The organism is Nocardia sp. NPDC056541 (genome assembly GCF_042794235.1).
Taxonomy (GTDB): domain Bacteria; phylum Actinomycetota; class Actinomycetes; order Mycobacteriales; family Mycobacteriaceae; genus Nocardia.
Genome location: NZ_JBHTUD010000010.1, coordinates 157429 through 177633 on the forward strand (window position 1 = coordinate 157429; position 20205 = coordinate 177633).

Annotated in this window: 21 protein-coding genes; 16 read left to right on the forward strand and 5 right to left on the reverse strand. The window is 68.3% G+C overall.

Going from position 1 to position 20205, the window contains the following annotated elements; all coding sequences use genetic code 11:
• Positions 1–16 precede the first annotated feature (16 nt).
• On the forward strand, positions 17–1126 hold the full coding sequence (gene rlmN / locus ACFQ9R_RS19445) for a 23S rRNA (adenine(2503)-C(2))-methyltransferase RlmN (protein ID WP_378626392.1): 1110 nt from the start codon (positions 17–19) through the stop codon (positions 1124–1126).
• Between the two features lie 42 nt (positions 1127–1168).
• Here the strand turns inward: rlmN and ACFQ9R_RS19450 are convergent, their stop codons facing one another.
• Entirely contained in the window at positions 1169–1972 is an 804-nt protein-coding gene (locus tag ACFQ9R_RS19450; protein WP_378992209.1) for a transglutaminase family protein, read from the reverse strand.
• A gap of 115 nt (positions 1973–2087) precedes the next feature.
• Between ACFQ9R_RS19450 and ACFQ9R_RS19455 the strand changes: the two genes are divergently transcribed.
• The 5 genes from ACFQ9R_RS19455 (at position 2088) to ACFQ9R_RS19475 (ending at position 6090) form a co-directional block, all read left to right on the forward strand.
• Positions 2088–2510: an uL11 family ribosomal protein gene (locus tag ACFQ9R_RS19455; RefSeq protein WP_378992211.1), complete on the forward strand. Its 423-nt coding sequence runs from the start codon at positions 2088–2090 to the stop codon at positions 2508–2510.
• 105 nt (positions 2511–2615) lie between these two features.
• On the forward strand, positions 2616–2864 hold the full coding sequence (locus ACFQ9R_RS19460; RefSeq protein ID WP_378992212.1) for a hypothetical protein: 249 nt from the start codon (positions 2616–2618) through the stop codon (positions 2862–2864).
• Between the two features lie 32 nt (positions 2865–2896).
• Positions 2897–3853, forward strand: coding sequence for a hypothetical protein (locus ACFQ9R_RS19465; RefSeq protein WP_378992213.1), 957 nt, complete (start codon positions 2897–2899; stop codon positions 3851–3853).
• 94 nt (positions 3854–3947) lie between these two features.
• Positions 3948–5084, forward strand: a complete 1137-nt coding sequence (locus ACFQ9R_RS19470) for a serine/threonine-protein kinase (RefSeq protein WP_378992214.1) — start codon at positions 3948–3950, stop codon at positions 5082–5084.
• Between the two features lie 43 nt (positions 5085–5127).
• Positions 5128–6090, forward strand: coding sequence for a LysR family transcriptional regulator (locus ACFQ9R_RS19475; RefSeq protein WP_378992216.1), 963 nt, complete (start codon positions 5128–5130; stop codon positions 6088–6090).
• A gap of 64 nt (positions 6091–6154) precedes the next feature.
• On the opposite strand, the gene ACFQ9R_RS19480 is transcribed toward ACFQ9R_RS19475, so the two are convergent.
• Complete coding sequence (locus ACFQ9R_RS19480; RefSeq protein WP_378992217.1) at positions 6155–6424, reverse strand: DUF2631 domain-containing protein; 270 nt, start codon at positions 6422–6424, stop codon at positions 6155–6157.
• A gap of 95 nt (positions 6425–6519) precedes the next feature.
• Between ACFQ9R_RS19480 and dxr the strand changes: the two genes are divergently transcribed.
• From dxr to ACFQ9R_RS19505, 5 genes are all read left to right on the forward strand, one after another.
• Positions 6520–7713 carry a 1-deoxy-D-xylulose-5-phosphate reductoisomerase gene (gene dxr, locus ACFQ9R_RS19485; RefSeq protein ID WP_378992218.1) on the forward strand — a complete coding sequence of 398 codons (1194 nt, stop codon included), beginning with the start codon at positions 6520–6522 and terminating at the stop codon, positions 7711–7713.
• 147 nt (positions 7714–7860) lie between these two features.
• Positions 7861–9057, forward strand: coding sequence for a M50 family metallopeptidase (locus tag ACFQ9R_RS19490; protein WP_378992219.1), 1197 nt, complete (start codon positions 7861–7863; stop codon positions 9055–9057).
• A gap of 114 nt (positions 9058–9171) precedes the next feature.
• Entirely contained in the window at positions 9172–10326 is a 1155-nt protein-coding gene (ispG, locus tag ACFQ9R_RS19495) for a flavodoxin-dependent (E)-4-hydroxy-3-methylbut-2-enyl-diphosphate synthase (protein WP_378992220.1), read from the forward strand.
• Positions 10327–10411: 85 nt separating this feature from the next.
• Positions 10412–11266: a GNAT family N-acetyltransferase gene (locus ACFQ9R_RS19500; RefSeq protein WP_378992401.1), complete on the forward strand. Its 855-nt coding sequence runs from the start codon at positions 10412–10414 to the stop codon at positions 11264–11266.
• A gap of 56 nt (positions 11267–11322) precedes the next feature.
• Complete coding sequence (locus ACFQ9R_RS19505; RefSeq protein WP_378992221.1) at positions 11323–13113, forward strand: penicillin-binding transpeptidase domain-containing protein; 1791 nt, start codon at positions 11323–11325, stop codon at positions 13111–13113.
• Positions 13114–13165: 52 nt separating this feature from the next.
• On the opposite strand, the gene ACFQ9R_RS19510 is transcribed toward ACFQ9R_RS19505, so the two are convergent.
• Positions 13166–13369, reverse strand: a complete 204-nt coding sequence (locus ACFQ9R_RS19510) for a hypothetical protein (protein ID WP_378992222.1) — start codon at positions 13367–13369, stop codon at positions 13166–13168.
• Between the two features lie 266 nt (positions 13370–13635).
• Entirely contained in the window at positions 13636–14133 is a 498-nt protein-coding gene (locus ACFQ9R_RS19515) for a peroxynitrite isomerase (RefSeq protein ID WP_378992223.1), read from the reverse strand.
• Positions 14134–14248: 115 nt separating this feature from the next.
• Here ACFQ9R_RS19515 and ACFQ9R_RS19520 point away from each other — a divergent pair, with 115 nt between their 5' ends.
• The 5 genes from ACFQ9R_RS19520 (at position 14249) to ACFQ9R_RS19540 (ending at position 19078) form a co-directional block, all read left to right on the forward strand.
• The gene (locus ACFQ9R_RS19520) at positions 14249–15595 is read left to right on the forward strand and encodes a TIGR03118 family protein (protein ID WP_378992224.1); all 1347 of its coding nucleotides are present in this window, start codon (positions 14249–14251) and stop codon (positions 15593–15595) included.
• A 257-nt stretch (positions 15596–15852) separates the two neighbouring features.
• Positions 15853–16296, forward strand: a complete 444-nt coding sequence (locus ACFQ9R_RS19525) for a hypothetical protein (RefSeq protein WP_378992225.1) — start codon at positions 15853–15855, stop codon at positions 16294–16296.
• Positions 16297–16497: 201 nt separating this feature from the next.
• Entirely contained in the window at positions 16498–17406 is a 909-nt protein-coding gene (locus tag ACFQ9R_RS19530) for a thioesterase domain-containing protein (RefSeq protein WP_378992226.1), read from the forward strand.
• Positions 17400–18272: an ABC transporter permease gene (locus ACFQ9R_RS19535; protein WP_378992227.1), complete on the forward strand. Its 873-nt coding sequence runs from the start codon at positions 17400–17402 to the stop codon at positions 18270–18272. Before ACFQ9R_RS19530 ends, ACFQ9R_RS19535 begins: the two co-directional genes overlap by 7 nt.
• The gene (locus tag ACFQ9R_RS19540; RefSeq protein ID WP_378992228.1) at positions 18269–19078 is read left to right on the forward strand and encodes an ABC transporter permease; all 810 of its coding nucleotides are present in this window, start codon (positions 18269–18271) and stop codon (positions 19076–19078) included. Before ACFQ9R_RS19535 ends, ACFQ9R_RS19540 begins: the two co-directional genes overlap by 4 nt.
• Here ACFQ9R_RS19540 and ACFQ9R_RS19545 read toward each other — a convergent pair.
• The gene (locus ACFQ9R_RS19545; RefSeq protein WP_378655165.1) at positions 19072–19950 is read right to left on the reverse strand and encodes a helix-turn-helix domain-containing protein; all 879 of its coding nucleotides are present in this window, start codon (positions 19948–19950) and stop codon (positions 19072–19074) included. The two genes, ACFQ9R_RS19540 and ACFQ9R_RS19545, sit on opposite strands and share 7 nt — an antisense overlap.
• Between the last annotated feature and the right edge of the window lie 255 nt (positions 19951–20205).

Genomic DNA, 20205 nt, shown 5'->3' on the forward strand with positions numbered 1-20205 from the left:
GGACAATGGTGAAACTATGGCCATCTCCCTGCCCCTCGTGTTCGATGCCCCGCGCCGCGGTATGCCGCCGCGCCACCTCGCCGATCTCGATTCGGACGAACGCAAGGCCGCGGTGCAGGAGCTGGGATTGCCGAAGTTCCGTGCCGACCAGTTGGCCCGTCAGTACTACGGCCGCCTGCAGTCCGATCCCGCCCTGATGACCGACCTGCCCGCCGATGTGCGCGCGAAGGTCGGCGAGACGCTGTTCCCGCCGCTGCTGTCGGTGGTGCGCAATATCGCCTGCGACGAGGGCGACACCCGCAAAACGCTGTGGAAGGCGCACGACGGGACGCTGCTGGAGAGCGTGCTCATGCGCTACCCCGACCGCAACACGCTGTGCATTTCCAGTCAGGCTGGGTGCGGAATGGCCTGTCCGTTCTGCGCGACCGGGCAGGCGGGGCTCACTCGCAACCTGTCGACGGCGGAGATCGTCGACCAGGTGCGTGCCGCCGCGGCGTCCCTGCGTGACGGCGAGGTGCACGGCGGTCCGGGCCGGTTGTCCAACATCGTGTTCATGGGGATGGGCGAGCCGCTGGCCAACTACAAGCGGGTGGTGAACGCGGTTCGCCGGATCACTTCGCCCGCTCCCGACGGGCTCGGTATTTCGCAGCGGTCGGTGACGGTGTCGACCGTCGGCCTGGCGCCCGCGATCCGCAAGCTGGCCGACGAGAACATGTCGGTGCGCCTTGCGGTGTCGCTGCACACCCCCGACGACGAACTGCGCGACACTCTGGTGCCGGTGAACAATCGCTGGTCGATCGCCGAAGTGCTCGACGCCGCACGGTATTACGCCGACAAGTCCGGGCGTCGCGTGTCGATCGAGTACGCGTTGATCCGCGATATCAACGATCAGCCGTGGCGGGCGGATCTGCTGGGCAAGAAACTGCACAAGGCGCTCGGTCCGCTCGTGCACGTGAACCTGATCCCGCTCAACCCGACACCGGGCAGCGAGTGGGATGCCAGCCCCAAGCCGGTCGAGAAGGAGTTCGTGCGTCGCGTGATCGCCCAGGGCGTGTCGTGCACCGTGCGCGACACCCGCGGCCAGGAGATCGCCGCCGCCTGCGGTCAGCTCGCCGCCGAGGGCTAGGGGCCTCGCCGCCGTGATGAGCTCGGGGAGACGTGTCCGAGCTCAGACGATGCTGCTCGGTGCGATGAAGTCGTCGTAGGGGAGTGGGCCCGCGACGAAGGCGTTGACCGACATGAAGTTCAAAGTGATGTCGCCGCCGTGGTTGTCCAGGAAGGCGATATCGGAGGCGTCGCGGCCGGTGGCGATGCGTACCAGGCTCGAGCGCGGCGCGAGGCCGGTCGGGTCGTAGGTGCGCCACTCGCCGTCGATGTAGGCCTCACAGACGGCGTGGAAGTCCATCGGCACACAGCCCGGCGCGTAGACCGCGGCGACCCGGGCGGGGACGCCGACGGCGCGCAACAGCGCGACCATCAGATGCGAGAAGTCGCGGCAGACGCCGGTGCCGGAGAGCAGTGTCTCGACCGCGCCGTCGATGGGCGTGCTACTGCCCGAGACATAGGTGATCCGTCTGCCGATCCACGACGAGACGCGGTTGGCCACCTCGGGATCGGCGATGCCGTAACCGAATTCGGCTGCCGCGAAGCCGAGTAGCTTGTCCGACTCCGCGTAGCGGCTCGGCCGCCGGTACAGCGCGAGGTCGTAGTCGGACGGCGGCGCGAGGACGGCGGTGCCCAGGACGGTCGCCTGATAGTCGATCCGGAGGGTCCCCGCGCGCACGTCGAGCACGTGGATCCGGGAACCGTGCGGACCGACCACTTCGCGCGGCGTGAGGAACTCGCCGTCGAGCGAGCATGTCATGGACTCGATGAGATCGAGTCCTGGCTGGCGGGCGACAGTGATCTGACACTGCAGCACCGAATCGGCATGGACCGCGACCTCCAGGCGAGCGGAAACGTCCCGTTTCACGCCCACAGACTGACAGGCGAATCGGGATCAGGCGAACCGAACCGCTGGAGCGGGTTGTGGCCCAGGCGTTACCGTCGTGGGACCGGATCGACGCGTGCATCCGAGATCGTTGACTATGGCGCGCGAAATAGCCTCTGTCACAGTCACTCTCGAGCTCGAAGCGGGCAATGCCTCGCTGATGATCCTCGGCAAGATGCTCGGTCCGACCGGCGTTGCGCCCTTCGAGGTCAAACGGCGCTACGACGCCGCCACCGCGGATCGACGTGGCGAGATCATTCCGGCCGTCATCACGATCGACGCCCGCAAACGCTGGACGATGCGGCTCAAGACCCCACCGACCGCATCGTTGATCCGCAAGGCTCTCGGCCACCCCGGCTCCCCGCAGCCCGGGCACAAACCGGTGGGGGCGATCAGCCGGGATCAATTGCGCCGCATCGCGATCCGCAAACTCCCCGACCTGAACACCGACGATGTCGCAGCGGCGATGCGCATCGTCGCGGGCACAGCGCGGTCGATGGGTGTGCGGGTGGAGGACTGAGCCGGGGTGTAGTGCCCTGTCCTCGCGCCGATTAGGGTTGGTGCTGGTCGGCGGCGGGGATATTCGCTGAAGGCCGGGCACTACTTCGGTGGACAACGGGGGACCATGCTTGCGACGGGGGACGTCTTCGCCGGGTACGCGATCGAACGGCAGCTGGGGCGCGGCGGGATGGGTTCGGTGTACCTTGCCCGGCATCCGCGCCTGCCTCGGCAGACCGCGTTGAAGCTGCTGAATCCGGAGCTGTTCGCCGACAACGAGATTCGTGCCAGGTTCGAGCGCGAGGCCGACCTCGCCGCGCAATTGGAGCACGCGCCGACCAGTACGCCCTGGCCTGCACCCTGTACTCGCTGCTGACCGGCGTCGCCCCGTTCGAGGCGCCGAACCCGGTGCAGGTGATCCAGGGACACCTCCAATCCCCACCCCCGTCGCTGCGCGCCCATCGACCGGATCTGCCCGCAGCCATGGACGCGGTCCTCGCCCGCGCCCTCGCCAAACGCGCCACCGACCGATTCGATTCCTGCGCCGAATTCGCGGCTGCCGCACGCCGTGCGCTGAGTGGCACCGGTGCGCAACCCACCGTGTTCGCCGGTGCGCGCTCGGTGCCCCGACACCCCCAGCCGAATCCGTACGGTGACGGCGGGCACGCGCCGCGCTTCGCCGCGCCCCAGCCGAACCCGGGCTACGCACCGCCGCCGATGCCGCGAAACTCCGGTTACCGCGCGCCGGTGCCGCGACGAAAGGGCGGCCGGGTAGTCGCAGCGGTGTTGCTGACCTTGACACTGATCATCGGCGGCGCCGTCACCTGGGTGTGGCAGGACGAGAGCACCTGGATTTCGGACATGCTGGAACGATCGCGTGCGCACAAAGATCTGGCCGCGATGTCGCAGGCATTTCCCCAGATGGTGCCGACCGGATTCGCGGACGGCCCCGGATTCGAGGGTCGTGAGTGCTCGGCGTACGCGAACACGAAGATCCGGAACGAACTCCTGTGGGAGTTGACGTTTCAGGAGGCAGACGCGAAATGGTCGTGCGGCAGTCTGGACAGTGCCGATACCGACTATTTCTTCTACGCCTTCGCGACCGCGGCAGACGCAGTCGAGGCAGTGAATCGGTTTCGTGGTGAGACCGGTGACAAGGGAAACGCCTCGACCGGATCGCGTACCGACCACCATCGTGAACAGGCCTACAACGGCGGATACAGTGGCTCCGCCGTGGTGTCCACCTTCAGCGATTCCGCGCGAGAACGATGGGTGCTGGTCTTCCAGCGCGGCTCGGCTTTCACCACAGTCGAGGCCGATATGCCTGTTCTCCTCGCCGACATCGCTCGCTTCCCACTGGGTTGAACCTGCCACACAGCGGTGTACTGCACCGATTCGCGGGTCCTCGCGTTTGGTAGGGTCCAGGCCGTCGGACGAAGAGCGAGATTCGGGGGTCAGAGTGGTTTCTGACGGGACGGTGTTCGCCGGCTACACGATCGACCGGCAGCTGGGTCAGGGCGGGATGGGATCGGTGTATCTGGCCAGGCACCCGCGTCTGCCCCGATGGACGGCGCTCAAGCTGCTGAATCGGGAGTTGTTCTCCGACAAGGAGATCCGGGCCAGGTTCGAGCGTGAAGCCGACCTGGTCGCGCAGCTCGACCACCCCAACATCGTCACCGTGTTCGACCGCGGCGTCGAGGGCGATCAGCTGTGGATCAGCATGCAGTACATCGACGGGATCGATGCCTCCTCGCTGGATCCGCATTCCCTGCCGCCGGACCGGGCGCTGCAGATCATCGGTGAGACCGCCGCCGCGCTCGACTACGCGCATCGCGCGGGGGTGCTGCACCGCGACGTCAAGCCCGCCAACATCCTGCTGGCGCGTTCCAGCAGCCAGGAGCGGGTGTATCTCACCGACTTCGGCATCGCACGGCTGCGCGACGATTCGGGTCATCTCACCGAGACCGGATCGTTCACCGCCACGCTGGCCTACGCCGCGCCAGAGCAGCTCACCGGCGCCGCACTGGATCACCGCGCCGACCAGTACTCCCTCGCATGCACGCTCTACACACTGCTGACCGGCAGCGCGCCCTACGAATCAACCAGCCCGGCCGCGGTGATCACCGGTCATCTGCAAGCGCCGCCACCCCCGATCAGTCCGCGCCGCGCGGGCCTGCCGCCGGTGCTCGACGCCGTGATGGCGCGTGCGCTGGCCAAGCGACCCGCCGATCGGTTCACCTCGTGCGAGGAGTTCGTCGACGCCGCGCAGCGGGCGGTGCGCACCGGAACCACCGGTGCCCGCCCGATCGCCCGGCCGACCTCGGGGTCGCACGCGCAGCCGTTCGTCGGCATGCAGCCCATGCGCCCGGTGAGCTCGACGGGCACGCCCATCCCGCAGTACAACCCCGCTCCGATGCCCCCGCGGATGCCGCAGCCGCAGTACGCGCCCCCGCCGCAGTATCGGCAGCAACCGGCGCCGATCCCGAATCCGCCGCCGCAACGGGGCGGCTGGGGATCGGCACTGGGCGCCTACGCGGTCCTGTTGGTCGTCGTCATCGTGATCGCCGGTGTGATCGCGCTGCTGGCCAACCTCTGATCGGCTCGTCGACCCGATCGGCGGGTGCCATATTCTGGTCAGAATGAGCGACTTCGACGTCACCGCCGCCGACTCTATCGACCTCGACCGGTTGCGTCGTTTCGTCGCGGTCGCCGAGGAGTTGCACTTCGCCCGCGCCGCCAAGGCGCTGCGGATCCCCCGGCAGGCTCTCAGCGCCACTGTGATCGAGCTGGAAGAAGAGCTCGGCACCCGCGTCTTCGTGCCGGGCGCTTCGCCCACCCAGCTCACCGACGACGGCACCGCCCTGCTCGCGCGTGCCAGGGACCTGATCCGGGTGCGGGAGCAGGCCGAACGGGAGCAGAAGCCCGACGCGCCCGCGAGCCTGCGGGTGGGGTTCGTGCCGGGAGTGACGGTGTCGAAGTGGGCGCGGATCTGGGGCGAGCGGCTACCTGACCACCCGCTCGAGGTGGTCGGCGTCGCGCAGGGCGAGCAGGAGTCGGTGCTGCGCGAGGGGCGCGTCGACCTGTGCTTCGTCCGGCTGCCCATCGACCGGACCGCGACCAACGCGATCGCGCTGTGGCAGGAGACGCCGGTCGCGGTCGTGCAGAAAGACGACGAGCTGTCACTGCTGGAGACGATTGGCCCGGCGGATCTGGCCGACGAGACGATCCAGGACAGTGCCGATCTCGATCAGGCCGTCGACACTCTCGCCCTGGTCGCCGCCGTGGGCGGCGCGGCGATCATGCCGCAATCGATCGCGCGCCTGCATCACCGCCGCGACCTGGTCTACCGCCCGATCAGCGACACCGAGTTCACCGAGATCGCGCTGGCCTGGCCTGCCGGGACCGACAGCGATCTGCTCGAGGAGTTCGTCGGCATCGTGCGCGGCCGCTCGGCCAACAGCTCGCGCGGCGGGGTCGCGGAACCGGAGCAGCGCGCCACGGCGCCCGCGCGCAAACCCGCGGTGAAGAAGCCCGCGGCCAAGAAACCGGCGCCGAAGAAGCCGGTCGCGCGTGGCCGCAAACCGGCCCGGCGCGGCCGCTGACGCACGAAAACGCCTGCGGCGCATGGTGATTGCCGCAGGCGGGGACGTACGTGTCGTCGAAGAACTACTTCGGCATCCGCTGGGTGAGCGAATCGACGACCAGGATGATCGCCATCACGCCTGCCAGGCCGACGAGGAAGATGTCCTCGACATGACCCTTGTGGTTGCCGATGGTCATCCCGAGCAGGGCCACGATGACGACCCAACCCGCGATGCGGAAGGTCTTGCGCGACTCACCGCTCCAGCCCCATGCTGCCGAGGGCACCTCGGCGGGGTCGACGCTGGTGGCGACGGCACGCTCGGTGCTGGCTTTATCGAGGTCCGTGGCTGCCACGATCGCTCCTAAGGGCTCGAGTTCTGGTTGGGCGAGTGAGCATATCGTGGCATACGACCGTCCGTCGTAGCCAGCAGCCCTGCCACAATGGGCCCGTGTCCCACCCCGCAACGCGTGCCACGCACGACAGTTCCCCGTCCACCGATCGGGTGAAGGTGCTGCTTCTCGGCAGTACCGGTTCGATCGGTACCCAGGCGCTCGAGGTGATCGCCGCCAACCCCGACCGCTTCGAGGTGGTCGGGCTGGCCGCACGCGGCGGCAACCCCGCCCTGCTCGCCGAGCAGATGACCGCCACCGGCACCCGCAATGTCGCCGTCGCCGATCCCGCCGCCGCCCAGGCGCTCGGGCTGGAACTCGGCGGCCCCGACGCCGTGACCGAACTGGTCCGCCGCACCGACGCCGATGTCGTGCTCAATGCGCTGGTGGGTTCGCTGGGTCTGGAACCCACGCTGGCCACCCTGCACGCGGGCACCCGCCTGGCGCTGGCGAACAAGGAATCCTTGGTCGCGGGCGGCTCCCTGGTGACGCGGGCGGCCGCGCCCGGCCAGATCGTGCCCGTCGACTCCGAGCACTCGGCGCTGGCCCAGTGCCTGCGCGGCGGTCGCGCGCAGGAGGTCGACCGCCTCGTGCTCACCGCGTCGGGTGGACCGTTCCGCGGCTGGAGCACCGAGATGCTCGAATCGGTGAACCCCGCGGAGGCCAAGACCCACCCGACCTGGTCGATGGGCCCGATGAACACCCTGAACTCGGCCTCGCTGGTGAACAAGGGCCTGGAACTGATCGAGACCCACCTGCTGTTCGGTGTGCCCTACGACCGGATCGACGTCACCGTCCACCCCCAGTCGATCGTCCACTCGATGGTCACCTTCACCGACGGCTCCACCCTGGCCCAGGCCAGCCCCCCTGACATGAAACTCCCCATCGCCCTGGCGCTGGGCTGGCCCGACCGCATCCCCGGCGCGGCCGCCGCCTGCGATTTCGGTACCGCCTCCACCTGGACCTTCGAGCCGGTCGACGACGAGGTCTTCCCCGCCGTCCGCCTGGCCAGGCAGGCAGGCGAAGCGGGCGGCAGCGTCACCGCGGTCTACAACGCCGCCAACGAAGTCGCGGTCCAAGCTTTCCTCGACGGCAAGATCACCTTCCCCGCCATCGTGCGCACCGTCACCCGCGCGGTAGAGGCCGCCGACCGCTGGCACGCCGAACCCGATACCCTGGACGACGTCCTCGCGGCCGACCGCTGGGCACGGGAGTACGCCGCGAAGACCATCGACGGTGAAACAACGTCCTGACCTGACGACCACAACGAGACCACCACGTTTTCGGCCGCCCCGGATCCGAGGGGCGAGACGGAACGCCGCAGGCGCAGTATCGCCCCTCGGATTCGGGGTTACGAGGCCGAAAACACGCGGCGCCAGCCGCCAAAGAGAAGGGCCCACATGGTTTTCGCGCTGGGGTTCGCACTGTTCGCTCTCGGTATCACGATTTCGATCGCGCTGCACGAGTGCGGGCACATGTGGGCCGCGCAGGCCACCGGCATGAAGGTGCGCCGCTACTTCATCGGCTTCGGGCCGAAGGTGTTCTCGTTCCGTCGCGGGGAGACCGAGTACGGGCTCAAGGCGCTGCCGCTGGGCGGCTTCTGCGACATCGCGGGCATGACGGCGCTCGACGAGCTCGAACCGGAGGAGGTCGACCGGGCGATGTATCGCCAGTCGACCTGGAAGCGGCTGGTCGTGATGTTCGGCGGCATCGGCATGAACTTCCTGCTCGGGTTCGTCCTGCTGATGGTCCTCGCGGTCGGCTGGGGTCTGCCCCAGCTCGAGCAGCCGCCTGCCACCGCGCTGGGCACCATGAGCTGTGTCGCGCAGGAGACCCCGCAGAAGACCCTTGCCCCCTGCACCGGCGACGGACCCGCCCAGCGCGCCGGTTTGCAGCGTGGTGACGTGGTGAAGGCCGTGAACGGTGTCGAGGTGAGCACCTGGGCGCAGTTCCAGGCCGAAACCCAGAAGCAGACCGGCACTTTCACCTACACGATCGAACGCGACGGCACCACGCTGACGGTCCCGGTCACTCCGGAACGGGTCATGCGCTCGCCCAAGGAAGGCGCGAGTCGTGAAGTGAGCGCGGTCGGCGTCGGCCCCGACTACGCCGAGCCGAAGCAGTACGGCCCGATCGCGGCGATCCCCGCCACCATCTCGTTCACCGGTGATTTCTTCGTCGAGACGGTGAAGTCGCTCGCCAAGATGCCGCAGAAGGTGTCGGCGCTGTGGGAAGCGGTGACCGGCGGCGAGCGCGATCCGGAGACCCCGGTCAGCGTCTACGGTGCCAGCCGCATCGGTGGCGAGACCGCCGAGCGTGGCCTGTGGGGCATGTTCATTATGGTGCTGGCCAGCTTGAACTTCTTCCTGGGAGCATTCAACCTGCTGCCCCTGCTGCCGCTGGACGGCGGGCATATCGCGGTGGTGCTCTACGAGAAGATCCGGAACACGATTCGCGGCTGGCTCGGCAAGGCCCCTGCCGGTCCGGTCGACTATCTGAAGCTGCTCCCGGTGACCTATGTGGCGGTAGTGATCGGTGGTGCGTTCATGGTGCTGACCTTGGCCGCCGATATCGTCAACCCGATCCGTCTGCCCTGAGGCGAGACGACCGGTGTCGTGCCCCTCACAGGGCGCCCGGTTACCTTGCGCGACTAAGCTCGGCATCAACAACCCAGGTCGATCCGCGAAACGTACGAAAGAAGGCAGCCGAACGTGACCAGCACAATCGGATTGGGGATGCCCGCCGCCCCCGCTGCTGTTCTCGCACCCCGGCGCAAGACCCGCCAGCTGATGGTCGGCAATGTCGGCGTCGGTAGCGATTCGCCGATCTCGGTGCAGTCCATGACCACCACCAAGACCCACGACATCAACGCCACGCTGCAGCAGATCGCCGAGCTCACCGCCTCGGGCTGCGACATCGTGCGGGTGGCCTGTCCGCGCCAGGAAGACGCCGACGCGCTCGCCACGATCGCGAAGAAGTCGCAGATCCCGGTGATCGCCGACATCCACTTCCAGCCGCGCTACATCTTCGCCGCCATCGACGCGGGCTGCGCCGCGGTGCGCGTCAACCCGGGCAACATCAAGGAATTCGACGGCCGCGTCGGCGAGGTGGCCAAGGCCGCGGGCGCCGCGGGCATCCCGATCCGCATCGGCGTCAACGCCGGTTCGCTGGACAAGCGGATGCTGGAGAAGTACGGCAAGGCCACCCCCGAAGCGCTGGTCGAGTCGGCGCTGTGGGAGGCGAGCCTGTTCGAGGAGCACGGCTTCGGCGACATCAAGATCTCGGTCAAGCACAACGACCCGGTGATCATGGTCGAGGCCTACCGCCAGCTCGCCGCACAGAGCGACTACCCGCTGCACCTCGGCGTCACCGAGGCGGGCCCGGCGTTCCAGGGCACGATCAAGTCCGCGGTGGCCTTCGGCGCGCTGCTCAGCGAGGGCATCGGCGACACGATCCGCGTGTCGCTCTCGGCCCCGCCCGCCGAGGAGATCAAGGTCGGCAGCCAGATCCTGCAGTCGCTGAACCTGCGCCCGCGCAAGCTCGAGATCGTGTCCTGCCCATCGTGCGGACGCGCTCAGGTGGACGTGTACACCCTGGCCGACGCGGTCGCCGCCGGTCTGGACGGCCTGGAGGTGCCGCTGCGCGTCGCGGTGATGGGCTGTGTCGTGAACGGGCCCGGCGAGGCGCGCGAAGCCGACCTCGGTGTCGCCTCCGGTAACGGCAAGGGGCAGATCTTCGTCAAGGGTGAGGTCATCAAGACCGTGCCCGAGCATTTGATCGTGGAGACCCTGATCGAAGAGGCGATGCGCATCGCCGAACAGATGGACGCGGAGCCGGGCACTGAGCCCGTTGTCTCTGTGAGCTGAACCGGCCTCCGCACAGTCATCCGCCGGATTCGGCGGACCCGTACCGCTCGGCGTGCTTTCGTGGCAGGCTTGTGCCGTGCGGAGTCTGCTGGAGCCGACGCGACGGTCCAAAACCGCTCCCGCGCGCCCGGTGGCCGTGCGAGATGTCGGTGAGGTGCTGCGCGTCCTCGACGCCGACCCGGTGGCGTCGTGCATGATCGCGGCCCGGGTGCAGGAATTCGGGATCGACTCCCGGACCGGTGCCGGTGAGCTGTGGAGCCGCGGCGGGCCGGCCGACTCCCTGTGTTTCTCCGGCGCCAATCTGGTGCCGCTGCGCGGTGACCAGCAGGCATTGCGCGCGTTCGCCGATCGGGCAGGCCGCTGGCCGCGGGTGTGTTCCTCGGTGGTCGGCAGGCAGGAACTCGCGCTCCCGCTGTGGGAGATGTTGCTCCCGGCCTGGGGCCCGGCCAGGGAACTGCGCGCCGATCAGCCCCTGCTGGCACTGGCCAGGCCGGCCGCCGCGCGCGCCGACGGGGGAGTGCGCCGCGTGCGGCCCGACGAGATCGACCGCTATTTGACCGCCGCGATCGCGATGTTCATCGAAGAGGTCGGCATCGACCCGCGCACGGGTGACGGTGGGCGCGGCTATCGGAGGCGGATCAAGAATCTCATCGAATCCGGTAGGGCCTGGGCACGTTTCGAGGACGGTGAGGTCGTCTACAAGGCCGAGATCGGCGCGCTGTCGCGACGCACCGGCCAGATCCAAGGCGTGTGGGTGCATCCCGAATTCCGGGGTGCGGGTGTGGGGACCGCCGGGACCGCCTCGGTCGCCAATGCTGTTGTGGCAACGGGCCGTACGGCGAGCCTCTACGTCAACGACTACAACCGCGTCGCCCGCCGCGCCTACAGCCGGGTGGGATTCCGTCAGATCGCTACCTTCGCAACCGTCTTGCTGGACTGAAACTTTGGCGCGTGGCGCCGAGGTCGGAGGGCTTTTCGCCGCTACCATCGGTGCCGATGAGGACACGGATGCTCACCACGTGCGCGGTGGCCGCCCTCGCTGTCGCGGCGACGGCCTGTTCTTCCGGTGCCCAGGGGCCGGTGCCCGCCGCCGACGCCTTCGCCGAGGCGTTCGCCGAACACGATCTCCCCGCGGCCGCGGCGCTCACCACCGCACCCGAGAAGGCCGCGGCGGCACTGACTTCGACGTGGCAGGCGTTGCAGGCGGAGAAGCTGTCGATCCGCACCGGCGACGCGCGCGTCAACGGTGACACCGCGACGGTCGACTACACCTACGAGTGGACCCTGCCGAAGGGTCGGCAGTGGACCTATTCCGGCGAATTGCAGATGGGCCGCAGTGACGGGCGCTGGCTGGTCCGCTGGAGCTCCGCCGACATCCACCCCAAACTGGGTGACACCCAGAGTATGGAGTTGCGCACCCGACCCGCGCCGCGCGCCAGGGTGAACGAGGCCGCGGGCAGCGATGTGCTGGTCCCCGGCAAGATCTCGCGGGTGAAGTTCACCGTGGCCGACGCCCCCGACCCCAGCCGCGTCGCCGGTGCGCTCGCCGCGGCGCTGAGCCGTATCGACCCCGTCGCCTACACCCCGCAGTCCATCCTCACCGCGGCGCGCAAGACCGACGGCGCGCACACCGTGATCCTGCTCAACGAGTACGAGGCCGAGACCATCGGCGGCGAACTGATCGGCCTGCCCGGCGTGACCCTGACCCAGGAGTGGGACATGGTGCCCACCGACCGCAAATTCGCGCCCGACCTGCTCACCCAGGTCCGCAAGACGGTGATCGCCGAGGTCGACGGCAAGGCGGGCTGGAGCGTGGTCACCCGCAATGCCGACGGCGCCGACCTCGATGTGCTGCACGAGGAAGCGGCCGAACCCGCGCCGTCGTTCGCGCTGAGCATCGATCGGTTCGTGCAGAATTCCGCCCAGCACGCGGTCGACCTGCGCGCCGAGCAGGCGATGATGGTGGTGCTGCGCCCGTCGACCGGTGCGATCCTCGCGGTGGCCCAGAACAAGTTCGCCGACCGCGACGGGCCGGTGGCCACCAGCGGTCAGTACCCGCCGGGCTCGATCTTCAAGACGGTGACGGCGTCGGCGGCGATGGCCTCCGGGCTGGCCACGCCCGACACCGTGCTGGCCTGTCCGAGCAGCACCATCATCGGCGAGCGCACCATCCCCAACTACAACATGTTCACCGTCGGTGAAGTGCCGATGGCCACCGCCTACGAACGCTCGTGCAACACCACCTTCGCCAGGCTGGCCAGCAAGCTCGAACCTGACGCGCTCACCGAGGCCGCGGCGCGTCTCGGCGTGGGCCAGGACTACAAGGTCGAAGGTCTACCGACCGTGTCCGGGTCTGTGCCGAAGGCCGAGGGGCTCGTCCAGCGCGCCGAAGACGGCATCGGCCAGGGCCGAGTGGTGGTGAGCCCGTTCGGCATGGCCGTGATGGCCGCGACGGTCGCCCATGGTGCCGCGCCGGTGCCGTATCTGATCGCGGGCAGGCCCACCGAGATCACCGGCGATCGGCCCGCGATCGCGCCGGAGGTGGTCGAGGGGCTGCGTTCGATGATGCGCATGGTGGTCACGGGTGGCACGGCCGAACGCATCAGGGATCAAGGTGAGGTCTACGGCAAGACCGGCGAGGCCGAGGTCGACGGTGGATCGCACTCGTGGTTCATCGGCTATCGCGGGGATATCGCCTTCGCGACGCTGCTGGTGAAGGGTGGCAGTTCCGACAACGCGGTGGCTGTCACCCGGGATATGTTCGCCGCACTACCCGCCGGCTACTGATCGCGCCGTCGAACGGGCCTGCGGGCCGTACGGGATTCGTGATGGTGTCGGGTCAGTCGGCGTTCTCGGTCGCCAGCAGACCCCGCACCACCGCGAGCGATGTGCTGTCGGTGTGGGATGTCGCTGTGTCGTGCAGCACGTTGTAGCTGACAACGGGCTCGGGTGCGGCGGTGGCCGCGCTGTCGAGGACGTCGATGGCGGCCGCGCCGCCGAGGATCATCCCCGCCGTGGTCAAGATCAAAGTAGAACGCCTCATGGTTCGTCTCCCTCATTCAGGGTTTCGACGTGTTCGCGGGGCAGGTCGTTCGATTGTCTGAGGATTAGCTGATGCACCACCGTAGAACGGCGGTTACTTCGGCAACAGGCGACGGCAGCAAGCGACACACAATTGTTGCCCTATGTGCGGGCGTGTTCGAACACAACTGCTACCGGGCCGTGATGAAAAGGTGAATTATCGGTTTCGATCCGGCAAATGCGCTGATCAAAGGTCATGCTCGGGTAACTTGCCGAATTGCGTGTGACTCAGCCGCGTTGCAGCGTTGCCGCTAGGTGATGCTGCAAAGATTCGCCGACCGCCGCCATTCGTAGCGTGTACTCGATGGTGTCGCCGGTGACATGGAATGAGCGTCCGACGGCGGTAACCGGCTTTGCTGATTCGCTCAGACCGATATTCGTGGAGTTCAATTCCAGACGAATTCCGTCCACCGTTTCGGTGATCGTGCCCTCGCAGATCTCGGTGATTCCGGTCGGATGGGCGAGTATCAATTCGACCCGGCCCGGCGCCGGACTGCGCAGGTAGCCGGTCTCCGCGTGCAGCGGCCTGCCGTCGGAGCCGGCCTTGGTGCGCTGCTTGTAGGTGAGGAACGGTCGGCCCAGGTGCCCGAAGGTGATCTCCTCGACGTAGTCGAAGGATTCGATGGTCGGGTATTCGCCGCTGCCCCGACCGCGCCAGGTGCCGAGTAGTGGTGCCAGGGCGGCGATGTCGGGATGCGGGGCGATGTTGGGGGAAGGTTCGACCACGGCCGACAGCGTAGCCCTGTGCTTCCTGCGACGGTCACGGCACACCGCCGCATCAGCCACGATAAGGTCAGCCTCGCCTGAACGCCGTCCGGCGGAAGGTCGAAAGGACAAGAACGTGAACGGACATGTGAGGGGCGCCCGCGGGGTGCGGTCCGGGCTGGTGCGTGGTGCGGTACTCGGCGCGGCAGTGTTGCTCGCCGTGGCGTGCTCGAACACCGAGCCCTCGAGCGACGATGTGGCCGCGCTGGACGGCAACCGCTACGGCCAGACCAACCTGGCCGCCGACAAGGACTCCTATCACGCCCAGTTCACGCTGCCCGGCATGGTCAACGCCTGGGGACTGGCCGATCGGCCGAAGGGCGCGGGTGGGCATTTCTGGGTCGGCGCGGGCGGCAAGTCGTTCCAGTTCCTCGGTGACGTGCAGTCGTCCTCGGATCCCAAGCTGCAGAAGCTGACCCAGGACCAGCTCAAGCTCGTCGGCGTCCCCGGCGCCGATGCCGATACCTCCGACAAGAGCATCGGCAAGGTCACCGGCGTCGTGTTCAACCCGGCGCCGATCACCTCGGATCTGTTCGCGGTGCGCGACCAGTGGGTCGATGTGGACGGTGTGCCGATCCCGCTCGGCGGTTCCTCGCGCTTCATCTTCGCCACCGACTCGGGCAAGATCTCGGCCTGGACCGAACAGGCCCCCGACGGCGCGATCGTGCGCCGCGACGGCGGCGCGAACCAGGTGTTCGACGGTTCCGCTGCGGGCATGGCCTTCTTCGGAATCGCGCTGGCGCCCTCGGGTGACAAGCTGCTGGCCGCCGATTTCGGTGCCGACCCGCAGGTTCGCACCTTCGACAAGTTCTGGCAGCCGGTCGCGACCACCGGTTTCGCCAACCCGTTCGCCACCGGTGAGGTGATCGACGCGTCCTCGCCCGAGAAGGGCAAGAAGGCCAAGCCAGGCGATCCCGCGCCGTTCAACATCACCACCCTGGGCAGCCGGGTGTTCGTGTCCTATGCCGTGACGCAGCCCGAGGAGAACGACCCGAAAGCCTTCGACAAGGCCGAGGAAGCCTCGCTCGACGCCGACCAGGACAAGGACTCCCACGGCAAGCCCGACAAGGGCAAGGTCGCCGAGTTCGACGGGGCGGGCAAGCTGGTGCGCATCATCGACGACGGCGGCAGGCTCAACGCGCCGTGGGGTGTGGCGATCGCGCCGTCGAACTTCGGCGCGCTGTCGGGCAAACTGCTGATCGGCAACTTCGGTGGCCTCGGCCGGGTCCTCGCCTACGACGACACCACCGGCACCTTCGTCGACTATCTGCGCGACGGTGAGGCGAAGCCGGTCGAGATCGCGGGTCTGTGGGCGTTGATGTTCGGCAACGGCGAAAGCCTGGGCGACGCGAACGCCCTCTACTTCACGGCGGGTCCCGAAGACGAGAAAGACGGCCTCTTCGGCAGTCTGCGCGTGCAGTAAGCGGGCCTGGGGGCGCGGCGGACAAGGGGCGGCGAAGCGGACAATTTGGATGTCCGGTGCCGATTCGCTTCCGCCGACGGGCCGTTGTAGGGGACAGTGGTGGCGGAATGGTTGCCGGGTGGATGCGATCGGTGTCCACCCGGCGTGTTCCGTCCGCACGCGATGGCACCCCCGCCGGGGTGCCGTGCCCGAGCCGGAGGTGTGCCAGATGAAGATTTCGCACGTTGACGTCGTCGGTTCGGCGGGGGAGCGGTGAAATGCGGCACGCGGCACGAGAGGCGATGCTGCCCGGCCGGGACGTGCTCCTCGCGGCGTTCCGTGGTTTGCCACACGATGACCACCCCATCCTCGATGCCGCCGGGGAGCTGGCGCTGCTGCACCAGTTGCGCGAGCGCTCCCCACTGAGCGAGTCCGAGCGCATCGACCGGCGCCGGGCCCAGCTGATGCGCGCGATCGACCGCTGGGTGATCCTCGCCGCCCCCGTTCCGCACGCCGCGGCGGACGAACACTGCGAAACCCTCGGCGGCCTGGTCGATCGCCTGGCCAAGCACTGTTCCCAGGCGTTCGTCGGCCTGGCCGGCGCCCCCGAGTCGGTCTTCTACGACGAATGGGTCCGCCTCGACGACCTCGCCGACAGCTATGAGCGCTTGATCGACGATCTGTGGTCCGGCGCACGCAGCCTGCCCGCGAACACCTATTGACACCAAGGGTGGATTCACCGCCACCTGGGTGGGCGAGACCGGGCCCCGGGGAGGGTTGGGGTCGGGGCCGTCCCGCGCGACAGTGGAACTCACACCATCTGTGGTCGGGTCGGCGAAGGAGTTCGGATGCGCGGTCGGTCTGTGGCGGAAGCCCCCGAAAGTATTGGGCTGCTGGGGGTTTCGTGCGACGTATCATGTGTTGTGAGCACCGTTGACGATCCGGCCGACCTGCCGTCCGCCTGCGGGTGGACGGCTGGTCGGCCCGATTCCTGTTCGACGGAGCCGCCCGTCGGCGAGCGTGCCGATTCCGCGGCAACGGCGATGGTGCTGCCGATCCGCCCGCACAGCGCCTATGTCGACGGCACACCGCTGTTCTGCCTGGCCGGGGAAGCGGTCCTGGCCTGGAACTATGCGGGCCTGGTCGCCCACCTCGATCCTCGCGTCCCGATCTACGGTCTGCAGGCGAGCGCCGAACCGCGCACGATCCGCGACTACGCCACCCGCTGTCTCGCCGAGATCCGCCGCATCGCCCCGCACGGCCCGTACCAGCTACTCGGTTGGTCCGCAGGGGGTTTCGTCGCCCACGAAGTCGCGGTTCGGCTCCGTGCGGCAGGCGAGCGAGTCCGTGTCGTCGTTCTCGCCACCGACCCCGAGGCCTCCGCCCCGGCGCCGCTGCCGGCCGACCGTATCGCCTCGCTGCTCGGTGTCGACAGCCCGGCCTTCGACGCAGCTGCGGAAGGCTCGACAACCCCGACCTCCGACGACACCGCCGCGGCGATCAATGCCGCCATGGCGGGAACGATCGACGTCACCGGCGACGATCTCGACCGACTGGCCGACCTGAGCGCCACAGCCGCACGCATGGTGGCCGGACACCGGCCCTCGTGGCTCCTCGGCGACCTCACCGTGTGCATCCCGGGCCGGGAGCCCGGCGGCACCGATCGCCTCGACCCCGGTGCCACAGTTCGCCGGTGGCGCCCCTACGTCGAGGGTGCGGTCACCGGCTTCGTCCTCGACGCCACCCCGCGCGACCTCACCGCACCCGACGTCCTCCCCGAAATCGCCCGCATCCTCGCGACCGCCCCGCCCTCCGCGCGCACGACATGCTGACCGGGTTCCCCGGCACCACCGCGCGCATCGACCACGATGGGGGCGTGCCGACCGCCGACGAGCTCACGCCCGACCGCGCGCCGACGGTGGCGTTCACTCAGTGGTGGGTGCTCGCGCGACGGCTGATCCGTCCGGCATGGCGCACCGGTGAGATCCTCACCGCCCTGCTCGCCCCCGCGGTGTTCACCCTCGGTTTCTACGTCCCGCTCAACCTCGTGATGACCGTCTACGGGCACGGCCTGAGCAGCTATGCCCAGTTCCTGATGCCGATGATCGTCATGCAGGCCGTGGCGTTCTGCGCCATCTCGGCCGCGTTCCGTGCGGCCACCGATGCCCGTGACGGCCTCGACGTCCGGTTCGCGACCCTGCCGATGCCACGCTGGGTCCCGTTCGCGGCCAGGATCACCGCGGCCGCCCACCGCGCGGTGATCGCGGTCGGCGCCGCGCTCGTCTGCGGCGCCGTCATCGGGTTCCGGTTCTACGGAAGCTGGTGGCACACAGTCGGCTTCCTCGCGTTCTCGCTGCTGATCGCGACGTCCCTGAGCTGCGGCGCCGATCTGCTCGGCAGCGTGTCCGCCAGTCCCGAGGCCACCACCCAGATCCTCGTCCTGCCCCAGCTGATCTTCGGCATGGTGTCCACCGGCTTCGCGCCCGCGAGCCAATTTCCCGGCTGGATCCAGGGTTTCGCCCGCAATCAGCCCGTCTCCCAGTTCGTCGACGGCCTGCGCGCGCTGGCGGGCGATTCCACCGGTGACGCGGGCACCGTCGACCTCGCGACCCTGGGCCCCGGTCTGGCCTGGGCGCTCGGCATCCTGGTGGTCTGCGGCGGTCTGTCCTGGCGCCATGCCGCCCGGCGGGCCGCATGACAACCCTTCCCCTGCCCGCCCTCGCGCGGCACAGCGAGTCGCTGCGAATGCTGCTACCGCAGACCGTGATCCAGACCCGGCGGCTGCTGACTCGCTGGGGTCGAGACCCGTTGACCGTGATGCAGGCCCTGCTCTTCCCCGCGTTGTTGCTGGTGATGCTCAATGCCGTACTGGGCAAACAGGTGTCGTCGTTCGCGGGCGCCGACGCCCTCTACGGGTCGGTCCCGATGGTCGCACTGGTCGGGGTGATGTCGGGTTCCCTGGCCGGAGCGGTCACCCTGGGCCGCGAGCGCGACGAGGGACTGCTGTCCCGATTCTGGGTACTGCCGGTCCATCGCGCCTCGGGTCTGCTGTCGCGCGTCCTGGCCGAAGGCGTCCGGATCCTGGTGTGCACCATGGTGATCTTCGCGGTCGGCATCGCGCTCGGATTCCGCTTCACCCAGGGCCTGCCCGCCGCGATCGCCCTGTTCGCCATCCCGGTGCTGTACGGACTCGGCTTCGCGACGATGGTTACCGCACTGGCGGTGTACACGGCTGGAGCCGCACTGGTGGAGGTTGTTTCGCTGGGCTCGTCGTTGCTGATGTTCTTCAGCACCGGATTCGTCCCGCTCGCCGCCTATCCCGGTTGGGCGCGCCCGATCGTGGAGCACAACCCGCTCACGCACGCCATCGACACCATGCGCGGCCTCTCGCTCGGCGGGCCGGTGCGTGGCCCGCTGCTGGCCACCCTGGCGTGGTCGCTCGGCGCGATCGCGATTTTCGCCCTACCGGCCGCGATCGGTTTCCGCCGGGCCAGCCGCTACTGAGCGGACGCGGACCGGGTGATCGCGTCCCGTGCCTCGGTGATCAGCTTGGCCGAATCGCGGGGACTCAACGCCATCGCCCGCAGCTGGTCGAAGATCACGCCGAATCGCCGGATCTCCGAGTGCCCCTCGACCAGATCGTGCACGGACATACTCTCCACGTACACCAGTTCGGGGTCGACGGGATTGCGGAAGTCGAGCAGCGTGAACGAGCCCGCCATGCCGGGGTGCGCGCCCGCGTCGAACGGAAGTACCTGCAGGATCACGTTCTTGCGCTTGGTCTCGTCGAGCAGCCGGTCGAGCTGGCCTGCCATCGTCGCGGGTCCACCGACCACCCTGCGGATCGCCGCCTCGTCCATCACCACCCACAATTCCAGCGGGTCGTCCTTGGTCAGGTTGATGGCGCGATCCATGCGCGCCTGCGCCCGGCTCTCCATCACCGAGGCATCCAGGCGTGGCATCGAGGTGTCGATCACGGCGGCGGCGTACTCGAAGGTCTGCAGCAGGCCGGGCACCGTCGAGGTCTGGTATTGCCTGGCCGACAACGCTTCCGCCTCGAAGTTGATGTAATTCGCATACACCTCCGACACCGCGCCTTCGTAAGGTCGCGACATGCCGGGTTTCAACGCGTCGGTCAGCAAGCTGAGCGCTTCCTCGCGCATTTTGTCGTCGACCTGATACAGGTCGAGCATGGCGCCGAGAGTGCGACGTTGTGGGCGCGCCTGCGCCATTTCGATCCGGTACAGCGTGGTGACGTTGATTCCGGTTCGCGCGCTGACGTCTTCCTTGCTCAGCTGGGCGCTTTCGCGCAACTCGCGCAACATGGCCGCGAGCCTGCGGAGCCGGACGGTCAGGGTCGTGCGCTTGCCTGCCATGAAACGCATTATTGCGCTGCAAGGCCGCTGTGTCACGCGTTCGGCGAAGACAGCGGCATAGGGCCTGCCATGGTGTTCGGCGAGTCCGCGAGGCGCGCCGGAAGACCGTGCGGCGCTGCGCATGTGACTCCAAGTTCTGTCAGGGCGGCTTTACTGCAGGAGTGATAACGCAATCTTGCGTTTCGCCTTCTGAGCGAGCATGATCCAGTTAGCCTGGTTGCGAACAATCCAAACAGATGACCGGGATAACCGAAT

What these genes read in the sequence shown, in the direction of transcription:
- ACFQ9R_RS19460 (WP_378992212.1), top strand. Translation starts at nt 2,616, where the DNA reads ATGCTTGCGACGGGGGACGTCTTCGCCGGGTACGCGATCGAACGGCAG.
- ACFQ9R_RS19545 (WP_378655165.1), bottom strand. Translation starts at nt 19,950, where the DNA reads ATGGCAGGCAAGCGCACGACCCTGACCGTCCGGCTCCGCAGGCTCGCG.
- ACFQ9R_RS19490 (WP_378992219.1), top strand. Translation starts at nt 7,861, where the DNA reads ATGGTTTTCGCGCTGGGGTTCGCACTGTTCGCTCTCGGTATCACGATT.
- ACFQ9R_RS19475 (WP_378992216.1), top strand. Translation starts at nt 5,128, where the DNA reads ATGAGCGACTTCGACGTCACCGCCGCCGACTCTATCGACCTCGACCGG.
- ACFQ9R_RS19510 (WP_378992222.1), bottom strand. Translation starts at nt 13,369, where the DNA reads ATGAGGCGTTCTACTTTGATCTTGACCACGGCGGGGATGATCCTCGGC.
- ACFQ9R_RS19525 (WP_378992225.1), top strand. Translation starts at nt 15,853, where the DNA reads ATGCGGCACGCGGCACGAGAGGCGATGCTGCCCGGCCGGGACGTGCTC.
- ACFQ9R_RS19540 (WP_378992228.1), top strand. Translation starts at nt 18,269, where the DNA reads ATGACAACCCTTCCCCTGCCCGCCCTCGCGCGGCACAGCGAGTCGCTG.
- ACFQ9R_RS19505 (WP_378992221.1), top strand. Translation starts at nt 11,323, where the DNA reads ATGAGGACACGGATGCTCACCACGTGCGCGGTGGCCGCCCTCGCTGTC.
- ACFQ9R_RS19455 (WP_378992211.1), top strand. Translation starts at nt 2,088, where the DNA reads ATGGCGCGCGAAATAGCCTCTGTCACAGTCACTCTCGAGCTCGAAGCG.
- rlmN (WP_378626392.1), top strand. Translation starts at nt 17, where the DNA reads ATGGCCATCTCCCTGCCCCTCGTGTTCGATGCCCCGCGCCGCGGTATG.
- ACFQ9R_RS19535 (WP_378992227.1), top strand. Translation starts at nt 17,400, where the DNA reads ATGCTGACCGGGTTCCCCGGCACCACCGCGCGCATCGACCACGATGGG.